The sequence below is a fragment of the uncultured Roseivirga sp. genome (genome assembly GCF_963973945.1).
Lineage (GTDB): Bacteria > Bacteroidota > Bacteroidia > Cytophagales > Cyclobacteriaceae > Roseivirga.
This window is the reverse complement of record NZ_CAXBBV010000001.1, coordinates 482,534-508,080: the sequence shown is the minus strand read 5'-3', so window position 1 is coordinate 508,080 and position 25,547 is coordinate 482,534. Positions and strand designations below refer to the sequence as shown.

Sequence of the window (25,547 nt, the reverse complement as noted above, 5' to 3'; positions counted from 1 at the left end):
TTTAATTATCTATTTCAGGTAGGGGTGGTAAATTACTGCCCTTTACTCTTCGCAATGAATCGCGATGAGCAAGAAAATACTTTTTTTGTAAACCGTTTAAATCTCCTTGTTCATAATGAAATTCGTACTCTCCAAAAAAGAAGTCCACCTCGCTAAAATCATCTTTAGGCATTCTGAAATAATAAAGCGTGTCTTCATTTTTATTAAAATGAAGTGAATGAATCCAACCCTCTACGTTAAACGCATTGTAATATTTTAGTATTTCCAGCGATGTTTTCGCCTCCCTTCCTTTTCCAATTACCACCTTCATTAATTCAAGTGTCGTTATAGTATCATTGGCATTTCTACTCACCTTGACTAAAGCATCATCCTCAAAAATATATCCGAAAGAGTCGTTTAGTTTCCACTGATTCTTTTTTATCAAAGGATACTCCTTACCAAACTCTTCTATTAGTTGTTCAAATGCATTTGAGTTTTTATTCTCACAACTAAATATTGACAAAAGAAAAAAGATATTAATTATCATTTTACTATTCATAACTAATTTCTTCATTAATCACCTTTCTTACCAAAAACTCAATCATGTAACGACTTCCAAGACTTTCCAACTCATCCTTGTTTCTAACGAGGATGAGTAAGTGCCTAATCTATTGTTTAACAAAGATCCTCTCATAACTCAAGTATATGTCGAACTCTATACCCTTCTTACCTAGAATACCAACATACTCTCTTTCGCTATAAGTAATACCGTATTCCCACTTGGCAAGGTTAATCTCATCCTCAGGTCTCTTGTCTAATGGAATGGGCTTTTCATATAACTGATCTTCTTGAACTTTAAGGCTAAATTTTATTGTATCGCCAACAAGAGACAGGTTCTCCATTTTTGCCACAAAAAAACCAGGAAAATACCCTTCTCTTGCCTGATCAAAGTCATCTGTAGTACCAAAATACCACCCAATAAAATCATCGTTTGTTTGTTCCAAAATCATATAATGATGCTCCTTAAGCTCCTCACTGGCGTCTGGATGACTGAACTTCCATTTCCCGAGAAAGTCGTCTGGACCATTGACTTTTGGCTGTGGAGAGATTGGCTTTTCTTCTACAATAGAAGTATTGGTTTTTGCTCTTTCCTGTTGACAGGAAGGAAACAGAATAACGATTAAAAAAAGGAAGGAGCTAAAACTCTTCATTGCTTGCTAATCCATTAAGTAAATTTTGATTTCAATTTATGAATTCTTTCTAAACAGGTGCTCACCTTTGGTGAGTACCTGTTTGCTGAATGAAGCAATGGGATAATAGTGAGTATGTCAATTTTTGGCAACACTCTTCTAGATTTATGAGGTTTCCTTTCTAAAGGTCACCATACACTTTTTACGATAGTTTCTGGTGATTAATTCGTCACCTTTGCACATACCTCCTTCACTTATGTTGTTAATAAAGTTACAGACCGGGCATTCAATAAAAGTCTCTTGGTCACTGATGTGTCTAACACCCAGTTTTTGACCGTATTTTTCTATTACTATTTTCATGATCTGAAGCTAGTAATTGGAATTCTTATAGATTAGGACGTGGTCTACGGTATATAGAATGTGGTTTTTAGTGATCCCTTCAGGAATCAAACTCCACTCATCCTAGTTTGTAACGAGTATGCTGCACAATGATGAAACCAAAATGTTTTAGAAGTTACTTCTCGTTGCAAACCAGAAGATCAGTTGCTATCAATACTTAAAACAAGGCAGTATAGTATCTCTGCGGGTGCGTTTTACAATTTGGCCAAAGTTGAGGGTAAGGGAAAATTCATGAGCGCCACCGGTGGAGCCGGCTAGACTGGAAACGGTAAAGTCATAGCTATAACCAATGGACATGTCTGAGGTGATTTCCAAACCCAAAAGGGCAATGATAGATTCGTTTTTGACCACTTTGTCTACCGTTTGCACAGGAATACCACGGTACCAGCCGCCAATCACCAAAGGCTGAAAATAGAACTGCATGCCCGCATCTAATTGATTAAAACCTGCCTGCTTTTTATAGTTTACAGCAAAAGTGACGGACCTTTCCTGAAAGTCATAGGATATTGTACGGAGCCTTCTTCCATCCCCTAAATTGAGTTTATAGCCAGCATGTAACGAGAATTTTCTGGCCAATTTGCTTTCGTCATTTAAAAAGGACTGATTAGGTTCGTTGATGTGATGGACTGCCGCGCCAATCCATAATGCGTTGGTATAAAACAAACCGCCAGCAGAAGCGCTGATAAAATCTACTTTTTCGCCTCGCTCAAAGGTTTCGCCCGAAGGCCCAATGACCTGACCATTGTCAATGTCAATCTGATTTCCGAAAACCAACTTTTCAAAGTTGAGGTCTTTACTAAAGTAGGAAAGCTGAATGCCAGATCGCATCACTAGTCCATCTGAAATTCTTAGTTTGTATGAATATGCACCTCCTATTTCAGTAGACTGGTAATCTAAAAAGCTCTCTTTGTGTTGGTTTACGATAATGCCTACCCCACTTTCAATGGCCTTTGAAAAGAAATCGGCATAGGCCGAAATGGTGGTGAAAGAATGAGCAAGTGATGGCCATTGGTTTCGGTAATTTATGCCTACTCTACCGCGGTCGGTGGAGCCAACCAAGGCTGGATTGAGGTACATGGGCGAGGCATAAAACTGCGAAAACTGTGGGTCCTGCGCCAGCACTTTTTCGGCTGATAAGAAACCTATTAAACACAAAACGAGGGGTAGAAATCTTTTCATAAGGTTGGTGTTTAAAGTGTTTATTTAATCAGTGCAAAAACTCCGTTTCGCTCTACTTTCAATCCGTTTTGGGTAAAGCCAGAAATCTTATAAACATAGTTTCCGTTTTCGGCAGGCAGCCCTTTTACTACTCCATCCCAACCTTTGGTTTCTAAATCGCTGGTGCTGAAAACCAACTCGCCCCAAGTATTGAAAACCGAAAACTGCATGGTGGTCAAGCCTAAGAATTGTGGGCGGAAGTAGTCGTTATTACCATCTCCATTTGGGGTAAACGCGGTTGGTGCCATAATTCGGTAGCCCTCCGTAATTTCCAAAACAGTGGTTTTAGAAGAAGTGCAACCAATATCGTCTGTAGTAATTAGCGTAACCGTGTAAGTACCTGGGGCATCATAAGTATGAATCGGGTCAATTTCATCTGAGTCGAAACCATCGCCAAAATCCCAGTCCCAGTCAATAATGTTTCCTACGGATTCATCATAGAAATTCACGGGATCGTTGGCGGCTAAATCCCCTAGCTCCTTAAGTGATTCTGCGTTGTAGGAGAATTCAGCCTCGCCAAATTCAGGAATGGAAATATCTATGGCTTTGGATTGAACACAACCGCGGTCGTCTAAGATTTCTAGGTTCAGTCTTCCCGGTTGAGTAAGGAAAATTTCATTATTGCTGCTACTGCCTAAACTCCAGTTGTAGGTATAATTTCCGAAACCGCCCGTTACATTGGCTTTTACCCTTACACCTGCTACTCGGTTTTCGCAGTCCACTTCGCGAACGGAGGTTAGGCCTATGCGTAAAGGTTCTGGCTGCTGTACAATATAGGTGCCTTGCGCTTCGCAACCGTATCGATCTGATACAGTCACCACATAGGTTCCTGGTAAAACATCGACCAACTCAGAGCCTGTTTCTCCATTGTTCCAACGGTAAGTGTAGGGTTCTCTTCCTCCCGAAACAATCACATTTACCCTTCCGCTTTTAGGATCGTTACAACGGGCGGCATCTTCAATATAGGCATCTAAAGTAAGTGGCAATGGTTCAATAATGTTGAACAGTTTTTGGATGGTGCAGCCTTTCTTATCGGTGATCAGCACATTGTATTGGCCAGGAGCTAAATCGGTTATTACTTCTGAATTGGCTCCTGTATTCCATTGAATGGAAACGGGGTCAATACCACCTTCAATATTGAGGGAAATGGAAGCATCATTCGCTCCAACGCAACTTATTTCTGAAATAGAAGGTGCGGAAACAAAACGCTCAGGGGTACTGAGGGTATAGACACCTTGTACAGAGCAGCCATTGGCATCGGTGATTTCAACCGTGAAAGTTCCGGCCGTAATACCCACTAGGTTTTTGGTGGTTGCGCCATTGCTCCATTGATAGGTATAAGGAAAAACGCCACCGCTAACGTCTAGACTAATAGAACCATTTCTATCGTCAAAACACTGACTTTCGTTTACTCTGGCATCGGCAATTACCAACGGACTTGGTTCTTCTACCGAGAATACTTTTTCAGTAATACAGCCCTTGGCATCTGAAACTCGAACGGTGTAATCTCCAGCGGTTAAATTTTCAATTTTAGAAGCTGTACTTCCTGTGCTCCAGAGGTAAGTATAAGGTGCTGTACCTCCTTCTACATTCAGTTCAATAGCTCCGTTTCCATCACCAGCACATGATAATTGAAGGCCACCTTTGGCGCTTACACTTACAGGCTTTGCTGGCTGTTGAATGCTAAAGCTTTGTTGAACTAAACATCCGTTGGCATCGGTAACGCTAACGGTGTAGTTGCCTGCGCTAAGGTTGTTGATTTGCCTTGTACGAGCGCCATTACTCCATAAATAGGTGTAAGGAGCAACTCCGCCTGAAGGGATTGCATTGGCAAAACCTGTGTTATCACCAAAGCAAGCAAATTCTTGAGTTCGATCAACAATTACGCCTAAGGCAAGGGCAGGCTCTGAAATAACAATAGAAGCAGTGGTCGCGCAACCTGCGGCATCGGATATTAACACACGATATACACCAGCGGAAAGGTTGGTGAGCACCTTTCCTTCCGAGCCGTTGTCCCACACATAGGTGTACGCTCCACTACCTCCTGTAACATTGAGCACAATGGCTCCATTAGATTCTCCTTTACACAATACGTCTGTTTTCTGAATGCTCACATTCAAGTTTCTCGAATCACCAATTTCTACTGAAGAAGTGCTTGAGCAGTTATTGGCATCGGTGATGGTGAGGTTGTAAGTTCCCCCTGCCACATTGATTAAATCTTTACTTGTAGCGCCATTGCTCCATATATAGGTGTAAGGTGCTGTTCCACCACTTGGAGTTACAATAATGCTTCCATCGGTATCTCCAAAACAGGTGGTATTGGTAACTGCCAAATCTGCGGTGATAGCATTTGGCTGGTCAATGGCATATGAAGCTGAGAAGGTACAGCCGTTTCGATCTGTCACTGTTACCTGATAATTTCCAGCAAAAACATTCACCAAATCCCTTTGTACCGAACCATTACTCCAAAGGTAATTGTAGGGTGCTGTGCCTCCCGTTACAGTTAAATCAATTCGTGCATTTGGTAGTCCGTTACAACCTGCATCAGTGATGGTGGCTACTGCAGCTAGTGCCGAAGATGGTTCGGTGATGGTGATGTTTTTGGTGGTTTGGCATCCGTTGGCATCGGTGACGGTTAACTCATAATTGCCTCCCGTTAAGGCCGAAATGTTTTTGGTAGTTTCTCCGTTGCTCCAGGCATAAGTGTAGGGTGCTGTTCCGCCCGATACTTGGGTAGTAATGTTGCCATCATCTGCCTGAAAACAGGATACGTTATTGGAAACGTAATTCAGCGTAAGCGGCAAAGGCTGGGTAATGTTAAAGCTTCGTGAAATGCTGCATCCCTGCGCATCGGTTACTTGCACTTGGTAGCTGCCAACTGCTAAACTGGAAAGGTCTTCGGTGGTTTCACCGTTGCTCCATGAATAAACATAGGGCGCAGTTCCACCTGTTACGGTCAAGTCGATAGAACCATCAGTAAGCCCATTGCAACTGATGTTTTGGGAAGTGCCGATTGAGGTTAAAGGATCAGGTGTGGTGATACTATAATTGCCTTGAATCGAGCAGCCGTTGGCATCGGTAATGGTGACTTGATAAGCGCCTGCCGCTTGTGCGTAAATGTCTTCTGTGCTCGAACCGTTATTCCAATTGTAGGTATAAGGAGCCGTTCCACCGGTTACTAAAAGTTCTATTGAACCATCGTTTGCACCAAAGCAAGTAAGGTTGGTGATTGATTCAACTACGGTTAAGGCCGCTACTGGCTCTACAACATTAATAGTCTGAGAAATTTGACAGCCGTTAACGTCTGTAACCACTACCGTATAATCTCCGGCACTCAGCCCCGAAAGATCTTCCGAAGTAGCCCCATTTGACCAAGCGTAAGTGTAAGGCGCAGTACCACCCACAATGCTGATGTTGATAGATGCATCACTACCCCCAAAGCAGGAAACGTCTACTTTGGAATGAGAAAAAGCGAGAACTGTTGGCTCCGTAATCGTAAAGCTTTCAGTTTTAGAACATCCGTTGGCATCGGTAATTTGTACGGAATAATTGCCGGGTACTAAGCCAGAAACATCTTCAGTTCCAGCGCCATTGGACCATACAAAAGTATAAGGAGCGGTTCCGCCCGTAGCAGTAATATTGATAGCCCCATCGGCAGCACCGAAGCAACTAATGTTGGTTGTGGTTCCGCTTAAAGTGAGTTCATCTGGGCTGGTAATGGTATAGCTTTTTTGGATTGAACAGCCATTGGCATCTGTAATGGTCACATCATAAACTCCCGCAGCAACATTGAGATTATCCTGCGTGGTTTTACCATTGTTCCAAGCGTAAGTATAAGGTGCTGTTCCACCTGTAACTGTTAAGTCGATGGCTCCATCATTTGCTCCAAAGCAGGTTAAATTGGTTGTGGTTTCTGTAGCGGAAAGCGCAGCAAGCGGTTGAGTGATTTGAATGCTTTCTGAAACTGAACAACCATTAACGTCCGTTACTACAACAGAGTAATTTCCAACGGCTAGGCTCGAAAGGTCTTCCGAAGTAGCCCCATTCGACCATGCATAAGTGTATGCGCCAGTTCCCCCAGTTACAGTGATGTCGATTGCGCCAGTAGAATTACCAAAGCAAAGCACATCGGTTTGGATGTAAGTGAGTTGTAGAAGAGCTGGCTGAGTAATGGTAAAGCTTTCGGCTTTAGTGCAGCCATTGGCATCGGTAATTTGTACTGAATAATTGCCGGGTACTAAGCCAGAAACATCTTCAGTTCCAGCGCCATTTGACCACACAAAAGTATAAGGAGCGGTTCCGCCCGTAGCAGTAATGTTGATAGCCCCATCGGCAGCACCGAAGCAACTAATGTTGGTTGTGGTTCCGCTTAAAGTCAGTTCATCTGGACTTGTAATGGTATAGCTTTTTTGGATTGAACAACCGTTGGCATCGGTGATGGTGACATCATAAACTCCCGCAGCAACATTGAAATTATCTTCTGTGGTTTTGCCATTACTCCAATTGTAGGTGTAAGGCGCTGTTCCACCCGTAACGGTTAAGTCAATCGCTCCATCATTTGCTCCAAAGCAGGTGAGATTAGTTTTAGTTTCTGAAACCGCAAGTGCAGCAAGCGGCTGTGTGATTTGAATGTTCTGTGAAACAGAGCAACCATTTACATCGGTTACGGTAACAGAATAATTTCCAGCCGTGAGGTTCGAAAGGTCTTCCGAAGTAGCCCCATTGCTCCAAGTATAAGTATAACCGCCAACGCCACCTGTGACTGTAATGTCAATTGCACCTGTAGAATTTCCGAAGCAGAGTACATCGGTTTGACTATAGGTCAATTGCATAGCGGCTGGCTCCGTAATTTGGAAGCTTCTAGAAATGGCGCATCCATTAGCATCGGTGATTTGTACCGAATAATTGCCAGGTGTTTGTGCTGAAAGGTCTTCTGAAGTAGCCCCATTCGACCATAGGAAAGTATAAGGTGCCGTTCCGCCTGAAACTGTCAAATCGATTGCTCCATCGTCAGCACCGTTACAGGTAATGTTAGAAATGGAAGCATTGGCTTGCATTAAGGTAGGAGTTCCAATAGTAAACGGAAGGACAACAGTACATCCTCTGGCATCGGTAACGACTACTTGGTAATTTCCAGCAGTAAGACCCGCCACATCTTCGGTGGTTCGGCCATTGTTCCAAGCGTAAGTATAAGGAGCAGTTCCTCCCGAAACGGTTAAATCTACCGTTCCATCATTTCCCCCAAAACATGAAACATCGGTGGAGGTTCCGCTGGCCGCTAAAGCAGAAAGCGGTTCGTCTATAACCACAGTTTCTATCGTTTGACAGCCATTATTATCGGTAACGGTTAAGGTATAAGTTCCACCAGAAATGTTGGCCAAATCTTTTGTAATGGCGCCATTGCTCCATGAGTATGTGTATGGGGCAATTCCTCCAGAAATCGTTACATCAATATCTCCATCACCTTGCCCAAAACAGGTCACATCTTGCTTTGTAATGCTGGCCACTAAAGCGAGCGGTTCGGTAATAGTATAAGTTCTGGTCAGCGAACAGCCATTGGCATCAGTAATAAATACTTGGTAAGTACCACCCGAAATATTGGTCAGGTCTTCGGTGGTTTCTCCATTGTTCCATCCATAGGTATAAGGTGCTGTTCCGCCTGTTACGGTCAGGTCAATTGCTCCGTTCATCGTTCCGTTACAGCTTAGATTGGATGTGGAGGCCGTAACATCAAGAGCTGTTGGCATGGTGATGTTGAAGGTTTCTTGAAGCGAGCAGCCATTGGCATCGGTTACGGTAACTTGATATGCTCCGGGGGTAAGCCCAAAAATATCACGGGTGGTTTTTCCATTGCTCCAAGCGTAAGTGTAGGGTGCAGTTCCGCCAGAAGTGACCAAGGCAATCGAACCATTATTCGACCCAAAACAACTTAGGTCGGTAACTGTATTGGTGATGGCCAAAGCTGCTGCAGGTTCATCAATAACAATGCTTTCCATGGATTGACAGCCATTTCCATCGGTTACGGTAACGGTATAAGTTCCTGCTGTTAAATCGGTAATATCGGCTTGCGCTTGGCCGCTATCCCAGATATAGGAATAAGGGGCCGTTCCGCCTGTAACGGTCAGGTCGATGCTACCGTCATTTCCCCCAAAACAGTTTACATCTGATTTGGTATAGGCAATATTAAGCGCGGTAGGCTGACTTAGGTTGAAGTTTTGGGAAATTGAGCAACCACGGTTATCTATTACCTGAACAGTGTAAGCTCCAGGAGCCAAACCACTCACATCTTCCGTATTATCTCCATTCGACCAAACGAAAGTATAAGGTGCTTCGCCACCGCTTACTGTAATGTCGATCTCGCCATCATTCGCGCCAAAGCAAGTAATATCGGTTTCTGTACCAGAAAGGTTAAGGATTGGCGGATCGGTGATGTCGTATGAGTCCGTTACTTGGCAGTTGTTTGCATCTCGGATAATAACGCTATAGGTTCCGGGCGAAAGACCACTTAGGTTTTGGCTCGTACTTCCGTTCGACCAGTTATAAGTATAAGGCGCTGTTCCGCCTGATACGTTTAGACTGATGGCACCATCCGCTGCACCATTACAGGTAATTTGCCCTACCGTTGGGGTAAAGGAAAGGGCTGAAGCAGGTTGATTAATTTGAACGGTTTCTGTGGTAATACAGCCTTTTGCATCGGTAATAGTAACTGTGTAATTACCGGCTACTACGCCATTCAAGTCTTCTGTAATGTCACCATTTGACCAAGAATAGGAGTAAGGTAAGGTTCCGCCAGAAACTGTGATATTGGCTACTCCTGAAGCATCACCAAAGCATAAAACATCTTGCTTTACGCTGGTAACACTCAAAACAAGTGGTTCAGAAACAGTAATGTTTTGAATGTTTTGGCAGCCATTGGCATCGGTTACGGTTACTGTATAATTTGCGGCTGAAAGTCTTGTTCTGTTTTGTTCTGTGTTTCCATCATTCCATAAATAAGTGTAAGGAGCAGTTCCTCCGCTAACATTCAGATTAATAATTCCATCGTTCGCGCCATTGCAAGTAATGTCGGCTTTTGATGGATTTACAGCCAAAGCCGCTGGTTGGGTGATGGTAAACGAATCGAATTTGATACAGCCATTGGCATCGGTTACTTGCACAGTATAAACACCTGGGGAAAGATTACTTAAGTCTTGAGTAACGGCTCCAGTATTCCAAGAGTAAGAATAAGGCGCAACGCCACCAGTTACCTCAAAGTCAATAATTCCATTGGCCGAGCCATTGCAGGTTACATTGGTGGCTGTTCCGCTTAATACAAGAACCTCAGCTGGTTCATCGATGGTAATGGCTTTAACAATAAAACAGCCTGAGGCATCGGTAATGGTGACGGAATAATTTCCTGCTGCTACGTTTGTTAAATCTTGAGAAGTAGCCCCATTCGACCAAAGGAAAGAGTAAGGAGCTGTTCCATCTGCTGGGCTAAGGTGAATTGACCCTGTAGATTGGCCTTTGCACAAAACATCTTGCTTTATTACTGTAGAAGTGAGCGGATCGGGTTCTACGATGGTGAAAGATTCGAAAACGGAACATAAGCTGGCATCGGTAATGGTTACTGAATAACTGCCTGCCGTAAGTCCTGAAATATTGTCGGTTGTTGCTCCTGTGTTCCACAGGTAGGTATATGCCCCTGTTCCGCCAGTAGGGGACAAAGTTATGCTTCCATCTACTTGGCCATTACAGCTAATGTCTTCCACTATGGCATTTGCAAGAATCAGATCGGGTTCGCCTAATGTTACATTTTGGGTTGTAGAACAGGTGGTACCATTGTCTGTAACCGTTACGGTATATGTTCCAGCAGGTATGTTGCTTAATGTTGACCCAGTATTTCCTCCGCCCCAATCGTATGTATATGGGCCAGTTCCGTTGCTGGCAATTACGGTGATGCTTCCGTTGGCGCCTCCATTACAAGTGGGTTCGGTGAGCACTGTAGGTGTAACAATAATTTGTGGAGGATCGGTTACCGTGTAGCTGTCCGTGAATGTACAGCCATTGTTGTCTGTTACGGTTAATGTATAAGTTCCAGAGGTTAAGCCAGTCGGGTTGGCTGTGCTCGCTCCGTTGGACCAAGAGTAACTATAAGGAGCGGTTCCGCCTTGCATTACTATGTTTAAGCTTCCGTCATTTTCCCCAAAGCATGAAGGAGAATTATTTGCAACGGACTGTACCGAAAGTGCAGCTGCTGGCTCATTGATGGTATAAGTACCAGATACAGTACAGCCATTTTTATCTGTGATTGTTACGCTATAGCTGCCTGCTGTTTGGTTGTTTAGGTTTCTCCCAGTATGGCCTGTTGACCACAAATAAGTATAAGGCGCTGTTCCACCAGAAGGGTTTGCTCTGATTCTACCTGAATTATCGCCAAAGCATTTTACATCTGTGATGGTAGGATTATTAACCAACGGATTGGGCTCGTCTACAGTGAATGTATCGATGAAAGAGCAACCCTTGCTGTCGGTAACGGTTATCGTATAATTTCCAGCTGTTAAACCTGAAATGTCTTTAGAAGTAGCCCCGTTACTCCAGCTATAAGTGTAGCCCCCATTTCCGCCAATAACCGTAATGTCAATTGCTCCATCATTGCCAGCGTTACAAGACACATCGCTAACTGTAGGTGTAACAGCAATTGGGTCGGGAGAATCAATGGTATAAGTTCTGTCTATTACACAATTATTGTTATCGGTAATATAAACGCGGTAAGTTCCAGGAAGTAAACTGTTAATTGTGGCTCCAGTACCTAAAAGAGCACCGCCTGGCTCGGTATACCAAGCGTAGGTATAGTTTCCCCAACCACCCGTTCCAGTTACTTCAAGGCTTCCGTCAGCAGAATCGCTACAAGTGGCATCTGTTTGATCAACTAAAGACGCCCCCAAAAAATTAGCGGGCTCAGTTACGGAAAAGCTAATGGCTCCCGCGCATCCGTCTTCATCTGTTACAATCAGTTGGTAAGTATCTACACCCAGTCCGCCAATTGTGATTATTGTTCCGCCAACATTTCCAGTTCCTACAACATCACTGGCACTATTGGTAAGCACCCAAGCATAATCTGGGTTTCCGTTGGCCATGGTTACCACCACTTGTGCGTCAGAATCTCCTTTACAGCTTACATCGTTTACCACCACTGTACCCACTAAGTCGGGAGGGTCGGTTACGGTATATATGGCTGTTGTCGTGTTAGAAGCTCCATCGGTAACCGTAACCCTATAATCGTCCGCACCTATGCCATTTAAAAGAAAAGAGTTTCCACCTACAGGGTTTCCGCCTGAGTCTTCCCAAGCGAAAGTGTAAGGCAAAACACCGTTGGTAACACTAATTCTAATTTCGCCAACACAGCTATTAATAGTAACACTAGAAATAACTGGACCTTGGGAATAGGCACTTTTTGCAAGACCAAAAATGGCTGCAAATAATATAATTATTCTAATGAACCACTTTTTACTGTCGGTGATCAGCATTTTAGTTGTGTCCAGAGTGATAGGTGAAATAGAGTCTTCTGAAGGCCAATTTATAGTGTTAAATGCTTATTTCCAATTGGTTGGATGTTCAGGGTATGTTAGAATAATGCAATTGCAAGAGTTGTTTTGGAGCTTCTTTTTTCGATGAAATATAATTATCCTAAGTTGACTAACGTTTGAAGAACTGTCAATGACATAAACGCGTATTTGAATTGCTTAGCAGAAAAGGAGGGTAATTTTGTAGAGAAAAGGGTTTTGATGGAAAACTTTTTTTCACTCAGGTTAATAATTGTTAAAAGGAATGCGAAACTCCTTTTATAAAGTGAGAAAAGACCGATATTCGCCTTATTCTACCAACACTGGAAAACTTTAGCATCTCGTTTGAGTATTGACCCCAGTAATTGATCAAAATTTCTAATTTAGAGCCCTTTAACAAATAAGTTGACAATGGAAGCGGTATCAGCAGAATTGGCTAAAATACACCAAGAAAAAATAAGCAGAGTAGCATCGGAAGTAAGTAAGATCGTAGTCGGCCAGGAATATATGGTAAACCGACTGATGATTGGCTTATTTACCAACGGACATATTCTTTTAGAGGGGGTTCCAGGTATTGCAAAAACGCTAACTGTAAATACACTTGCAGAAGTACTTCATTTGGATTTCCAAAGAGTTCAGTTTACACCAGATCTTCTTCCTGCCGATTTGATCGGTACCATGATTTACAATCAGAAGAAGGCTGAATTTGAAGTAAAAAAGGGCCCTATTTTTACTAACGTGGTATTGGCCGATGAAATTAACCGTGCACCAGCCAAGGTACAGTCGGCATTGCTTGAGGCCATGCAGGAAAAAACGGTGACGATTGGTGAAACAAGTTTTAAGCTGGATAGACCATTCTTGGTACTCGCTACTCAAAACCCAGTAGACCAAGAAGGAACTTACAGCTTGCCAGAAGCGCAGATTGACCGTTTTATGTTGAAGGTAAAAGTAGACTACCCAACGAAGGACGAAGAGTTAGAAGTAATGCGTAGAATGGCCAATATGGCTTTTAAGCCTGAGCTTGAAACGCTATTGACCAAAGAGGATATTTTCAGCATTAGAAATGAGGTAAACCAAGTTTCTATTTCTGAATCACTTGAGAAATATATTATTGAGCTAGTTTTTGCCACAAGAAACCCTAAAGATTTTGGCTTAACTGAAGAGGCTTACTATATGCAGTTTGGTGCTTCACCAAGGGCGAGTATTAACCTCAACTTGGCGTCTAAAGCACATGCCTTTATGAATGGCCGAGATTATGTTTTACCTGAAGATATTAAGGCAATTGGAATGGATGTATTGAACCACAGGATTATCCTCAACTATGAGGCTGAAGCTGATGGTATCACTACCGAGCACATTATTGAAAAGCTTCTTAAGAAGATTCCGATTAATCATTAATCAGCTTTCTAGCATAAGAATTTGAAAAGGCTGCAATGAGAATTGTGGCCTTTTTTGCGCAGAATATGGAGAGTTGGTTATTCTTACACCAATCCAACAGAGCCAGCAAAAAGGTCTACAATATTCATCTTATTTGAGCTTATTGATTCTAAGCGAATCTTTTTGATTGCCTTCTTCAATTTGAATTGACCCTTTATATTTTAAAACCTTATCAAGCTGCTCCGATTTGTGCTTGTTATTGATTTTGGAAAGGGTAATTCCTCCAAACCAACTAATCAATGTAAGTATGATCAGACCCCAACCCCAACTTGTTATCTCTATTGATACTATCCATTCCATTGCCTACGCTGTAAAGTGTTTTCAATTTCCTTTCAAGTATACTTTTGAGAAGAACTCAGGAATAAGCAACAAAAAAGGGACTGATTTTCAGTCTATTAAAACCTCAAATCGCGTCCCGCTATAAATGTACTGACTTAATTTCGGTCTTGTCAAGTAAAAACCCCAGAACTTACCCACTACTTTTACACTTTGTTTATACACACGCCTTTTGCACTTTATATGCTTGTTTTTTTAACTTCCCTCTATTGATTTTTTTAAATTGATTGTTTAATGTTATTCTATAATACGCTATAAATCAGTGTGTAACCTACTTATTCCCCGATAGCCCTAAACCAAAAAAGACGCCCATTGCTGAGCGTCTTTTTAAATATAATGTTGTTCGTTCTTAGAATGAATACTTTAAACCTAAGCTGAATGATCTGCCTGGACTGAAGCTTGTAAAGGTTTGGTCTTGTGCTTTATAACCTCTATAAACCTCTTCTCTTTTGTCGTTTAGAATATTCGAAACATTAAAACTAAAAGAGGTATTCTGATTTTTACCAAAGCTCTTGTTCAGGTTGAAGTTTAGGCTTTGGAATGGCTCTGTGTACACGTCAGGGAACAATCCACCCCCAACGATATAAAGAGTTGAGCCTTTTACATTGTAGAATAAACCTGCATCAAATCCTGTTTCATAGTTGTCGTACCCTAAGCTAAAGTTAAGAATGTATGGGGCTTGGCCTGCCATATCACGATTCTTGCCTAAACGTTCTCCTTCTTTTTGGTATTGGCGTCTTGCGTTAAATTCGCGATCCGTCATTTCTATTTTGGAGTCAACAAAAGTAAGGTTTCCACCAAGGCTAAAGTTCTCCGCAGACTCAAATATGAAACCTAGGTTCTTTTTAAACTCAATTTCAAGCCCTAACACAGTTCCGTCACCTACGTTTCTAGGTTGGTATTCTGTACTTGTTTGTTGCTCCTGAATTCTAACCAATTCAATTGGCTTATCGAAACCCTTATAAAAAGTGCTTACGGTTAAGCTTTCTCCTCTCGACATAAAGGCTTCCCATCTTAAATCTAAGTTGTCAATTCTAGTTTCAGTAAGGTTACCATCCCAATCGCCATACTCAAATAGTCCACCATTGAAAATTCTATTGGTTAGTGGGTCAATTATTTGAGCAAAAGAAAGCTCTTTGAATGAAGGTCTAGCAATTGTTTTAGAATAAGAAAATCGAAGGTTAACATCCTCTTTTAGACTGTAAACTAAATTCAATGAAGGGAATAGGTCTAGCGCATCAAGTACCTTTTCGTCAACTAAGTTATTGCCGTTTCCTAAGCTTGCATAGGCAACATCTCTACCAGTATGCTTTTGTGTAAACTGTTCTGCTCTTAAACCAACAATTGCTTTTAGGCTATTCGAAGGGTTAAATTCAGCGGCACCGTAAAACGCTATGTTGGTTACATTTGAGTTGTAAGCATTAGGGTTAGGGTTGTTATTACCCGATGAGTAATACAATGTACCATTAGGGTAAAGGTTTTCGTTTGTCAATACATTGTTAGGATCGATTCCAAAATCTGGTTGGGCTCCAAAAAACTGAAGGTCATAACTTAAAATTTCATAATCTCTGTCTTTATAAACATGGCTAGCACCAAATTTCACCTTGGCTGCTCTTGTGAAAAGTAAGCTGTTTTTAATAATATCAACTTTGCTAACTAAGTTTACTTCTTGTAACTCTCTCCAAATTCTGCTTGGGTTTCCTCCAGCACCTGCGGAGAAAGTAGTATCGGTATTGCTATAGGTAAAAGCAGTCTTTCTTACATCTGGGTCGTCAATGCTTGAGAAAGTTGGAGATAATGCCCATTTAACTTCCCAGTTATTCTCTTGAATATGATGCTCGCCACTTAAAAGTATATTGGTGAGGGCTCTTTGGTTATATTCTATGTTATTAGAAAATGCTTTGTAGCCAGATTGACCTACTGCTTGTCCATCGTTGTCGATATAGAATTGACCAGCTGTACTTACGCCATTCTGAAGGTGTAGCGCAGTTAATCTAATTTTAGCGTTATCTGTTTTGTAAGCTAAACCACCTAACAGGCCTACAAGTACGTTGTTTTCAGATTTGATACCGTTCTGAACAGTAGCATAACGTAGCTCGTTTTGTGAGGGATCTATATATTTTTGATATTCTCCATACGATACATCATCATAAAAAGCTGTCGAGCTCTTGTAGTTTGCAGAAAAAATATACCCTAGTTTGTTTCCATTGAATAGGCCGAATTGATTAGCAGAAGTAAGTGAAACACTGTAATCCATAAAGCTAGTTTGCTCTGTAGCCCCTAGTGTTGGATTAAATTTCTTTAAGAATTGGTTTACTTCTTGGCTACTGTTTCCGCTTACTGGGCTTGGTATGTTTTCGTTCCTTGCCTCTTCTGGTAGCTTTCTGGTGCCATCATCAAAACCTAGAAAGTCAGTGTTGCCTGAGTTGCCCTTAATAAAGTTTTTATTGAAGTGCATAGAAGGGTTATAAGTAAGACCAAAAGAGATATCGAAAATTTTCTCATCTGGTAAATCTTTAGTTTCTATGTTTACTACTCCTCCTGTAAAGTCTGCTGGTAATTCTGCCGTAGCCGACTTATACACCATCATGTTATCAATCAAGCTTGTAGGAAAGATATCCATTTGAAGACTGTTTCTATCGGGGTCTAAGCCTGGAATATCTACATTGTTTAATGTAGTCTTTGTGTACCTGTCTCCTAAACCTCGTACATATACATATTTACCGCCTTCTACGGAAACACCAGTAATTCGCTTTACAGCACTTGAAGCATCTGAATCTCCTATTTTTCTGAAGCTAGCAGCGGCTATTCCATCCAATAAGTTTGGAGCATTCATTTTGATAATATTCACCGCTATTTCAGAATCACGTTCTAGTTCAGCTGTAATTACAACTTCTGCTAGTTCTGAGATTTCCTCTTTAAGAAAAATATTATTAATGATTACTGGTTTGTCGGTTGTAACTACAACCTCAGAGATTGTGATTGTTTTCAACGAAACAAAAGAAACTTGGAGTTCATAGGTGCCTGCTGGAACTTTGATTTCAAATTTTCCATCGAAATCTGTGATTGAGCCTTTGCTGGTTCCTTTTACAGCTACAGTTGCACCGATCAGTGTTTCTCCACTTGCTTCCTCATAGACGGTTCCTCGAATTATACCTTCTTGACCAATGAGGTTGAATGTTGTAAACAAAAAGAAGACTAAATAAGATAAAGATATCTTGTTCATATGTACAGTTATTAGTGATAATTTCAGTAGCCGCAAAAACCCGAGAACAATTGCGAACTAGTAGTAAACACAAAAGCTTGCCCGCATAAGCGAACAAGCTTTTTGTGTATTGTTTATTATTATAGTGAACCCCAGGCTGTTGATTTTGAAGCCCAAGTCCAACTGAATTTTGTTAAATCTGCTCCAACTCCTGTGCTAGCAGTATTTGCTGCTGTAATTCCTGCAGGAATAGTTCCAGTAACATAGTTTTGTAGGTCAGCAGAGGCAACGTTTAATTCTATTTTGGTATAAACAACCTCAGGGGCTTCAGCTCCTGTTTTGTTAATATCCTGTCCTGCTTTGATACCTGTAATGAAAATGTTTTCCAAGGTAACTACTGAGTTCAAATCAACATCAATCAGGTTTTCAGCAGCTCTAGATCCGAATGAAGCTAGTACAGTACCATTTTTGATTGTATGTCCTGCCTTAAATGTTCCTTCAGGGCCATCTAATTCGAATGCGTGAGCACCAGCAGTATTTGGAGCGATAACTACAAAGTTGGTTAAAGTACCAGACCATGATTGGTCAGTATCAATTCCGTCATCGTTAATGTTCCAAACTACAACGTTAGAAACGTTAACTGAGCCACCGAAGAATTCAACACCATCATCTTGATTTGAAACGATTTCGATATTGCTGATTGTAGTACCATTTCCAACACCACCTAAAGTTAGGCCGTTGATTTCGTTACCATTACCAATGTTAGTTCCTCCGTGACGAATTGAAACATAAGATATCGTTCCTGAATTGTCAGCGTCATCAGATCCACCATATAAACCATTTGGATCACTAGTAGGAATACCTTCAATTTGAACTTCACTTACGTCACCTGATGTGTTAGAAGCGGAGATTTTAGCTTTACCAAGAACAATAACTCCACCCCAAAGGCCAGCTACTTCTTCAGTCAAATTAGGGCTAGCTAGGTTACCAGCGGCAACATCTTCAGGAGTAATCTCATCAGCGATTGATGTGAAAATAATTGGCAAAGCAGCTGTTCCAACAGCATTTAATTTACCACCTCTAGCAACTAAAAGAGCAGTAGCGTTAGCTCCAGCACCCGCTTGACCTTTTACTACAGTTCCAGGCTCAATAGTAAGAATTGCTTGGTCTAAAACAGTAATTCTACCTGCTAGAATGTATGTTTTACCAGTTTCCCAAGTTACTTCGCCAGTAATGTTACTGCTTACTGTAATAGTTTTAATTTCTGCAGCTACCGTAATAACTACAGTAACTTCTTTAGACTGGCCACTTGCATCAGTTACAGAAAGAGTAATTGCTCCTGCTCCTGCAGCTGAACCCGTAAAGTCAACTGTGATAGAACCAGAAAGATCTCCTGCGTTCATGTTACTGCTAATTGTTGCATTTCCATTTACTGCAGTTGCAGTAGATGAAGTAAATCCACCAGCAGTTGTTACATCAAATTGCACTTGAATAGTGCTACCTACTTCTACGCTTTGCGTATCTGGGTTAGAAATACTTGGAGTCATCGGTAAAGTATCATCATCGCCACAGGAAGCAACAGTGAATACTATTGCCATTACAGCGAATAGACTAACGAGTTTGTTAAAAGATTTTTTCATGATTCTGATTAGGTTTTTTATTTAAGTGCAAAGCAACTCAATGGAGTCTAGAAAGAGTCAAAAACGCTGTTAAGAATAGTTGACATTTCGATTACTAAAGGGTTATATATATTATTTTAATGTTAAGGCAGCTAGTCAAAAAATAACTGGATAACATCAAATGCGTTAATACAAAACCATTATGTTATTCATGGGGTTACTTTATATATTACTTCAGTATCGTCCCCAGTCTAAAAGCCCGTAGTTATGAATATGTCTAAATCCGTTTTAATATCTGGAGGAACTGGCTTGGTGGGTTCCGAACTTGTTAAACTACTTCAGAAAAATGGTCATGAAGTACGCCTACTAAGTCGTTCAAAGGGAAAGGGAGAAACACCTCCCGTTTTTCAGTGGGACTATAAAAAAGAATATATAGAAGAAGGAGCTTTTGAGGGAGTCGATACATTAGTGCATTTGGCAGGCGCTGGGGTAGCCGATAAAAGATGGACGAAGGACCGTAAAGAGGAAATACTGAAAAGTCGAACCCAAACTTCTAATTTACTGTATGAAAAACTGAAAAGTACAGATCACAATGTGAGAACTTTGGTGGCTGCATCGGCTGTTGGTTACTACGGTATGGACACTGGGGATACTAATTTGAGAGAAAAATCTCCAGCTGGGCACGATTTTTTGGCTGAGGTTGTTAAGGCTTGGGAAGATTCAACCAGTCGCTTTACCGAACTTGGTATTCGTGTGGTTCAAATCAGAATTGGGGTAGTGTTAAGTAATGAAGGAGGTGCTTTACCAAAGCTGTTAGCTCCGCCAGTTGCTGCCCCTCTTGCCAGTGGTAAGCAGTTCATGAGCTGGATTCATATTACCGACTTGGTTAGAGTTTTATGTAAATCTGTGGAAGAAGAAAGTATGATTGGCTCATACAATGGAGTAGCTCCAGAGCCATTGACTAACAGACAGTTTACAAAAAGGGCAGCCAAGGCGTTTGGAAAACTGTACTTACCAATTCCGGTTCCTAAATTTGTACTGAACCTTTTTTTAGGTGAAATGGCGCAAGTGGTAACTGGAGGAAATAAGGTGAGTGCTTACAAAATAAGTAAAACTGGCTTTGATTTTAAATATGCTAAGCTTCAAAATGCTTTGGAAGATTTGGCAAAAAACAAGTAAGTTGTAGAACGGTCATCCTTTTGTACCATGGAAGAGCCTTCTTCCATTTTTAATCGATAGAGGGATTTGCTTGATCGCAACAAGTATAATCAAGAATTTAAGACCGCTAGATTGGGAAAAGCCCGTTAATTTGCTGCGCGATAAAAATTAAAGAAAATGATAAACGAAGATAAAATTAAGCAAGCGTTTCAAGACAGAGATTGGAACGAGATTAAAACCCATGACTCATGGGTAATTTTTAAAGTAATGGCCGAGTTTGTAGAAGGCTTTGAGAAACTGGCTAAAATTGGACCTTGTGTGTCAGTGTTTGGCTCGGCCCGTACAAAACCAGGCCATCCTTATTATAAAATGGCGGAAGATATTGCTGCCAAATTAGTGCGCCACGGCTATGGAGTAATTACAGGTGGAGGCCCTGGAATTATGGAAGCTGGTAATAAAGGAGCAAAGTCTGAAAACGGTAAGTCGGTTGGGCTAAATATTGAATTGCCACATGAGCAAGGAAGTAACATCTACATTGACCCAGACAAGCTCATTTCTTTTGATTACTTTTTTGTAAGAAAGGTGATGTTCGTTAAATACTCTCAGGGCTTTGTGGTAATGCCGGGCGGTTTTGGTACCCTAGATGAAATGTTTGAAGCCATTACTTTAATTCAGACGAATAAAATTGGAAGGTTTCCGATTGTTTTGGTGGGTAGAAAATTTTGGGCTGGCTTATTCGATTGGGTTAAAGATGTAATGCTGAATGAAGGAAACATCAGTTCTCCTGATTTAGACCTTATCAATTTAGTAGATACACCAGAAGAAGCGGTAAAGGTAATTGACGATTTCTATTCTAAATATCTGCTTACTCCGAACTTCTAATTTGTGAAGCACATTATTTTTGACTGCGATGGAGTATTAATCGATACCGAAATAGTAGCCGCTGAAGTAACTGTAGCTTGGTTGAATAGTGAGAAGGTGAATATTTCCGTGGAGGAGTTTATTCTTCAGCACACAGGGAAAACCTATTCCAATATTATTAATGGACTCAAGGCCGAAGGTTTTCTTAAAGCAAGTTTGAAAACAGATACAATTGTACACTTGCTTGACGATAAAGTGAAAGCAAGGGTACGACCAATTTTGGGAGTGTCGGATTTACTCAATAGCATTTCTGTTTCTAAGTCAGTAGTTTCAAATAGCGCTACGAGTTATGTGGCCCAAGCCCTTAATAAAATAGAGGCTGCACACCATTTTGAGAACAGGATTTTCTCTGCAGAAATGGTAGCACATGCTAAACCAAGCCCTTTGGTATATGAGTTGGCCGTTAGCACCATTGGGATTCCCAAAGAAGAAATTATTGTGGTGGAAGACAGCCAAACGGGAGTTCAGGCTGCTTTAGCAGCTGGGCTTAAGGTGCTGGGTTTTTTAGGTGGAAGCCACATTCAGCCGGGGCATGGTGAAAAACTAAAACAGTTGGGTGTTTTTGATGTGGCTAGTAGCCATGAAGAACTGGCCAAGAAGCTGGCCTTGTTAGCTAATAATTAACAAGAACCCTCCAAGAGTTTGAAACCCTTGGAGGATTCGTTTGAACTTGAAGTTTCCTCAGTCTAAAATTAGAAAAGCCCGAACTTCAACATAATATTAATACTTAGGCCATCTAAGCCATTTTTATTCAATATAGGTTGATCGTCAGATTGGTATTTTAGGTTGGCACTTGAGGCATCGCGATAAGTTGCTCCAAAACCAATACGAAAGTATTTAATCACATTCATTTCTAGATAGGCGCCCGGTTCAAACACAAAAATGGTTCTTTCATCCTCAATAGTATTCAAACCAGTCAGAGGTTCAAGGCTATTGTACATTACAGATCCAAGTCCAAAAATTACAGGAAATGAAAGATGGAAAGGCTGATTAGGGAAAAGCGTAGCCTCTAAGAGTAAGCCTCCGTACCCCCCAGAATATGAATAATCAGCTCCTAATCGTACATCAGGTTCGTTTCGGGTAAGAAATCCTTTTCCAGCTACCCCAATACCAAAATTCTTTGTGGGGTTGTAAACCAAATGACCTCCAATAGCAATGGCATCACGGTTACCAATTTCGGTATAGCCAACCGTTGGTGCTAAATTGATCCTAAACTTATTATCCCTTGCGGGCTTTTCTGGTTTAGGCTCTTTCTCCTTTTTAGGTACTTCTTCAGCAGCAATTTCGCCTTTGAATTCAACAGGAAGTAAAGCTCTTGGATGAACCTCATAAATAGGCACAAAAAGTAATGGGGCTAGTTCATAGTTTTTGTATGTATTCACAATCGCTTCTGTCTGCCTTCTTTTCTCTTTGTAATATTCGACCCTACCGTTTTCTGATTCTAACGCTGAGTCTTCAAAAGAAGGGGTTGAGCTCCCCATGGCCGAGTCAGCCTCTTGCTTCTCATTGTTAGAGTTTACCTCATCAGATTTTACCTCTTTTACCTCAGCCTCTTTGCTCTCTTTCTCAGTGGTATATTTAGTTTCTTTCGGAACAGAAGGCTTAATAGGTGGTGTTATGACCTTTTCTTTTTGAGTAGTGTCTGATTTTGGTACAGTTTCCTTCGGAACCCTTTTCTTCCTAATCAATAATTTGTTTCCCAGTTGCTGGCATTCCATTCCTTGACCACGAAACAATATTTCTAGAACATTGCCAATGGTTTCATCCTTCACATTGATGGAAACCCTTTTTTTCACATCAAATACTTCGGCCGAATAAGTGAAAGCAAAATCTTCAGTTTCAATCGATTTCAGAATATCTTCAATTGAAGTATCACGAATATTCAAAGTTACCTTTCGTGCCAGCACATCATTTCCTCTTTGCCCCATGACCAAAAGGCCAAAAGACATGAATAAACAAATGAGGACAACTCTAGAGAACATATTGTTTAAATTGATATCAGTTTAAAAAGCCAAAGGCCCAGTATAATTACTGGACCAAAGGTCTGTAGTTTAGTTTAAAATATAGTTGGGTTTAACAATTTCTTAAAACTTACCGAATTTGAGACTTACCGTGCCGCTAAGGCCGCGAAGCGCATCTTTATCCATAATAGGAGCGCCTGTACTCAAATAGGTTAAGCTAATATCTGAAGTATAGCGGTAGTGTGCGCCAAATGAAACTCGCATAAACTTGATCACGTTTATTTCAATTTCTGCTCCAGCTTCGGTTACAAAAAAGGCTTGGCTGTCTTCTTCTCTCGCAAATTCATAATCTCTGCCAGATTCAACATAGGTAACTCCACCAGCGCCAATTAGTACGGGAAACGAAAGGTGGACTGGGCTATTTGGTAGCGCGATAAACTCCATTCTAAGACCTCCATATCCGCCTGCTACAGAATATCTGTTATTTAATTGTGTGTCTGTTTTGCGTTCGGTAACAAAGCCCGTTCCGCCAAAGCCCAAGCCAAACTGCTGGTTGATTAGCCAAGCGCCATGGCCGCCCATTAAAATGGCATGCCGATCAGCAATTTTGGAGTAGCCAGTAGTTACGGCTCCGTAACCGCCATTGCTGCGAATACCGTTGTTGTTGAAAATTGTTCTGAATTCTTGATCGGGCTCTTGGGCAAATGCACCAAAGCCAATAAATAGTAGTGCGATTGTTAAAACTGTTGTTTTCATAATTTTTGTTTTTGACTGTTGTTGAATTGTTTTTTGAGTTTTAGACCTTTTCACTTTGCTTCCGCGAACGACCAATTCTTGAAAAGCAAAGTGTATATGTTGTTTTGATTATTGATTCTACGTTAACATCCGTTTCCTTTAATTATATAGGTTCCGTTATTTTCTTCTATTTCTATATCAAAGAGAGCTTCAATGGCTTGCAATACATTTTCTATTGATTCATTTTCGAATCTTGTCGTCAGTGGGCAATTCATAAAGGCTATATTTTCAAATTCATAGCCAATCCCATAAGCATTTGCAATGTCTTCCATTACTTGTTTCATTGGCGTGTTTTCGAAAACCAAAGTGCCTGTTTTCCAAGCCAAGAAATTTCCGTTTGAATTTTCCTTTTTGGAAAGTTTTCCGCCTTCATCAATCACCACCTGATCGCCAGGTGCTAATACCACCACCTCTTCTTGAGTAGAAAATCTCACTTTCCCGGTCATTAAAACCAGCTCTATTCTTTCCCCTTCTTGCGAAGCATTTAAGTTGAAAGAAGTACCCAATACGCGTGTTTCCGTCTGTTTGGCCTTTACTATAAAAGGCTGTTCAGGATTATGTGCCACCTCAAAAAAGCCTTCTCCTTTTAAGGTTACTTCTCTTTCCGCGGAAGAAAATTCTTCTGGAAAAGTGATTGAAGAGCCTTCTTTTAGCCAAACCTGCGAACCATCTGGGAGTACAGCGGCTTCACCGTTTAAGCTGGCCGCCATTAGGGTTTGCATTTCTCCAGCAGAGCTATTCATAAATTCTCTTCCTAAAAACGCTACCGTAGCAATCAGCAAAATAGCAGCTGCCACGCGCCAAATTTTTGGCAATAAGAACACCTGCTTGGCTTTTTTAGGTTGAATCTTGCTTTGAACTTGCAACCAATTTTTGTCTACATCAATCGCAGCAAAATCAGCCATGGCATCAGCATGTTTCCAAGCCTGTTTCCATTTATCGAGTAAAGCAGCATTTCCCTTATCGAGCGCCAACCAAGCTTCCACTTGCTGAAGTTCAGCCTCAGTGGCCTCTCCCTTTAAGTAGGGAAGCAGCAGGTGTTCATCTATGGTGCTTCTGTTTTTCATTGAGTTCAGTATTATGACGGCCCGATGCTAGAACACACGTAGGCCAAATTGAAAATTTTATGAAAGAATTTCTAAAGCAATGATTATCAATGCTTTTAAGTATTCAAAAAGATCGAGGCGAAGGCGTTTGAGCGCATTGCTGATCTGGGTTTCCACCGTGCGTTTGGAAATACCGAGCTCATCGGCTATATCTTGGTTCTTCTTTCCTTCTAATCGGCTCATCTTAAAAATGAGCTGACATTGTTCGGGCAACTGGGCGATGGAATTGTAAATCATTTGTTCCAGTTCCGCCTGCTCCATAAAGTCAGAAGTATCGATATCAGCTCCGAAAGAAGCCGCTAGAATATTCTCGTGGTGGCCGCTACGGGTTTGTGTGCTGCGGATCTGGTCCAAGCATCGATTGCGCACCGATTGGTACAGCAGCGCCTTGAGCGAAGTATGTACTTCTAGCTTATCTCTTTGCTCATAAAATTTGACAAAGACTTCCTGCACAATGTCTTGCGCAGCATCCAGATCATTCAGGAATTTCTTCGCGAAAACAGAAAGTACTTTGAAGTACTCTCGAAATAGGCTTTCGAAAGCACGCTCGTCTCCGTTTTTGATTTGGTCAATTAATGCTTTATCGGTCAAAATATGCTCGGTTAAAAATGCTTATACATTAAGCGCCTGAATGATTGAACCTCAGAAGTCTTTGCAAAATCTCGCATTCACTTCCAG

The 25,547-nt window shown here is 41.3% G+C and carries 16 protein-coding genes; 4 read left to right on the top strand and 12 right to left on the bottom strand.

Annotation, left to right across the window (positions count from 1 at the left end; genetic code table 11):
• Window position 1 precedes the first annotated feature (1 nt).
• From AAC026_RS02320 to AAC026_RS02300, 5 genes are all read right to left on the bottom strand, one after another.
• Window positions 2–553: a hypothetical protein gene (locus AAC026_RS02320; protein WP_339694757.1), complete on the bottom strand. Its 552-nt coding sequence runs from the start codon at window positions 551–553 to the stop codon at window positions 2–4.
• Between the two features lie 94 nt (window positions 554–647).
• Window positions 648–1,190 (bottom strand): hypothetical protein, encoded by a 543-nt coding sequence (locus tag AAC026_RS02315; RefSeq protein WP_339694755.1) that lies wholly within the window; start codon window positions 1,188–1,190, stop codon window positions 648–650.
• 144 nt (window positions 1,191–1,334) lie between these two features.
• Window positions 1,335–1,529, bottom strand: a complete 195-nt coding sequence (locus tag AAC026_RS02310) for a hypothetical protein (protein WP_339694753.1) — start codon at window positions 1,527–1,529, stop codon at window positions 1,335–1,337.
• Window positions 1,530–1,718: 189 nt separating this feature from the next.
• The gene (locus AAC026_RS02305) at window positions 1,719–2,747 is read right to left on the bottom strand and encodes a type IX secretion system membrane protein PorP/SprF (protein ID WP_339694751.1); all 1,029 of its coding nucleotides are present in this window, start codon (window positions 2,745–2,747) and stop codon (window positions 1,719–1,721) included.
• Between the two features lie 20 nt (window positions 2,748–2,767).
• Window positions 2,768–12,295: a PKD domain-containing protein gene (locus AAC026_RS02300; protein ID WP_339694749.1), complete on the bottom strand. Its 9,528-nt coding sequence runs from the start codon at window positions 12,293–12,295 to the stop codon at window positions 2,768–2,770.
• Window positions 12,296–12,772: 477 nt separating this feature from the next.
• Here AAC026_RS02300 and AAC026_RS02295 point away from each other — a divergent pair, with 477 nt between their 5' ends.
• The gene (locus AAC026_RS02295) at window positions 12,773–13,729 is read left to right on the top strand and encodes a MoxR family ATPase (protein ID WP_339695310.1); all 957 of its coding nucleotides are present in this window, start codon (window positions 12,773–12,775) and stop codon (window positions 13,727–13,729) included.
• Between the two features lie 129 nt (window positions 13,730–13,858).
• Here the strand turns inward: AAC026_RS02295 and AAC026_RS02290 are convergent, their stop codons facing one another.
• The 3 genes from AAC026_RS02290 to AAC026_RS02280 all read right to left on the bottom strand — a co-directional run bounded on the left by AAC026_RS02290 (window position 13,859) and on the right by AAC026_RS02280 (window position 18,949).
• Complete coding sequence (locus AAC026_RS02290) at window positions 13,859–14,068, bottom strand: hypothetical protein (protein ID WP_339694747.1); 210 nt, start codon at window positions 14,066–14,068, stop codon at window positions 13,859–13,861.
• A gap of 385 nt (window positions 14,069–14,453) precedes the next feature.
• Window positions 14,454–17,330, bottom strand: coding sequence for a TonB-dependent receptor (locus tag AAC026_RS02285; RefSeq protein ID WP_339694745.1), 2,877 nt, complete (start codon window positions 17,328–17,330; stop codon window positions 14,454–14,456).
• A gap of 119 nt (window positions 17,331–17,449) precedes the next feature.
• The gene (locus AAC026_RS02280) at window positions 17,450–18,949 is read right to left on the bottom strand and encodes a hypothetical protein (RefSeq protein ID WP_339694743.1); all 1,500 of its coding nucleotides are present in this window, start codon (window positions 18,947–18,949) and stop codon (window positions 17,450–17,452) included.
• Between the two features lie 246 nt (window positions 18,950–19,195).
• On the opposite strand from AAC026_RS02280, the gene AAC026_RS02275 reads away from it, so the two are divergent.
• The 3 genes from AAC026_RS02275 (at window position 19,196) to AAC026_RS02265 (ending at window position 21,631) form a co-directional block, all read left to right on the top strand.
• Window positions 19,196–20,107 (top strand): TIGR01777 family oxidoreductase, encoded by a 912-nt coding sequence (locus AAC026_RS02275; protein WP_339694742.1) that lies wholly within the window; start codon window positions 19,196–19,198, stop codon window positions 20,105–20,107.
• 156 nt (window positions 20,108–20,263) lie between these two features.
• Window positions 20,264–20,968 (top strand): TIGR00730 family Rossman fold protein, encoded by a 705-nt coding sequence (locus tag AAC026_RS02270; protein WP_339608253.1) that lies wholly within the window; start codon window positions 20,264–20,266, stop codon window positions 20,966–20,968.
• Window positions 20,969–20,971: 3 nt separating this feature from the next.
• Complete coding sequence (locus AAC026_RS02265; RefSeq protein ID WP_339694740.1) at window positions 20,972–21,631, top strand: HAD-IA family hydrolase; 660 nt, start codon at window positions 20,972–20,974, stop codon at window positions 21,629–21,631.
• 68 nt (window positions 21,632–21,699) lie between these two features.
• On the opposite strand, the gene AAC026_RS02260 is transcribed toward AAC026_RS02265, so the two are convergent.
• From AAC026_RS02260 to AAC026_RS02245, 4 genes are all read right to left on the bottom strand, one after another.
• The gene (locus AAC026_RS02260; protein WP_339694739.1) at window positions 21,700–22,989 is read right to left on the bottom strand and encodes an STN domain-containing protein; all 1,290 of its coding nucleotides are present in this window, start codon (window positions 22,987–22,989) and stop codon (window positions 21,700–21,702) included.
• A gap of 102 nt (window positions 22,990–23,091) precedes the next feature.
• Entirely contained in the window at window positions 23,092–23,724 is a 633-nt protein-coding gene (locus tag AAC026_RS02255; RefSeq protein WP_339694736.1) for a hypothetical protein, read from the bottom strand.
• Window positions 23,725–23,846: 122 nt separating this feature from the next.
• Window positions 23,847–24,830 carry a FecR domain-containing protein gene (locus AAC026_RS02250; protein WP_339694734.1) on the bottom strand — a complete coding sequence of 328 codons (984 nt, stop codon included), beginning with the start codon at window positions 24,828–24,830 and terminating at the stop codon, window positions 23,847–23,849.
• A 57-nt stretch (window positions 24,831–24,887) separates the two neighbouring features.
• Window positions 24,888–25,460 (bottom strand): RNA polymerase sigma-70 factor, encoded by a 573-nt coding sequence (locus AAC026_RS02245; protein ID WP_339694732.1) that lies wholly within the window; start codon window positions 25,458–25,460, stop codon window positions 24,888–24,890.
• Window positions 25,461–25,547: the final 87 nt, after the last annotated feature.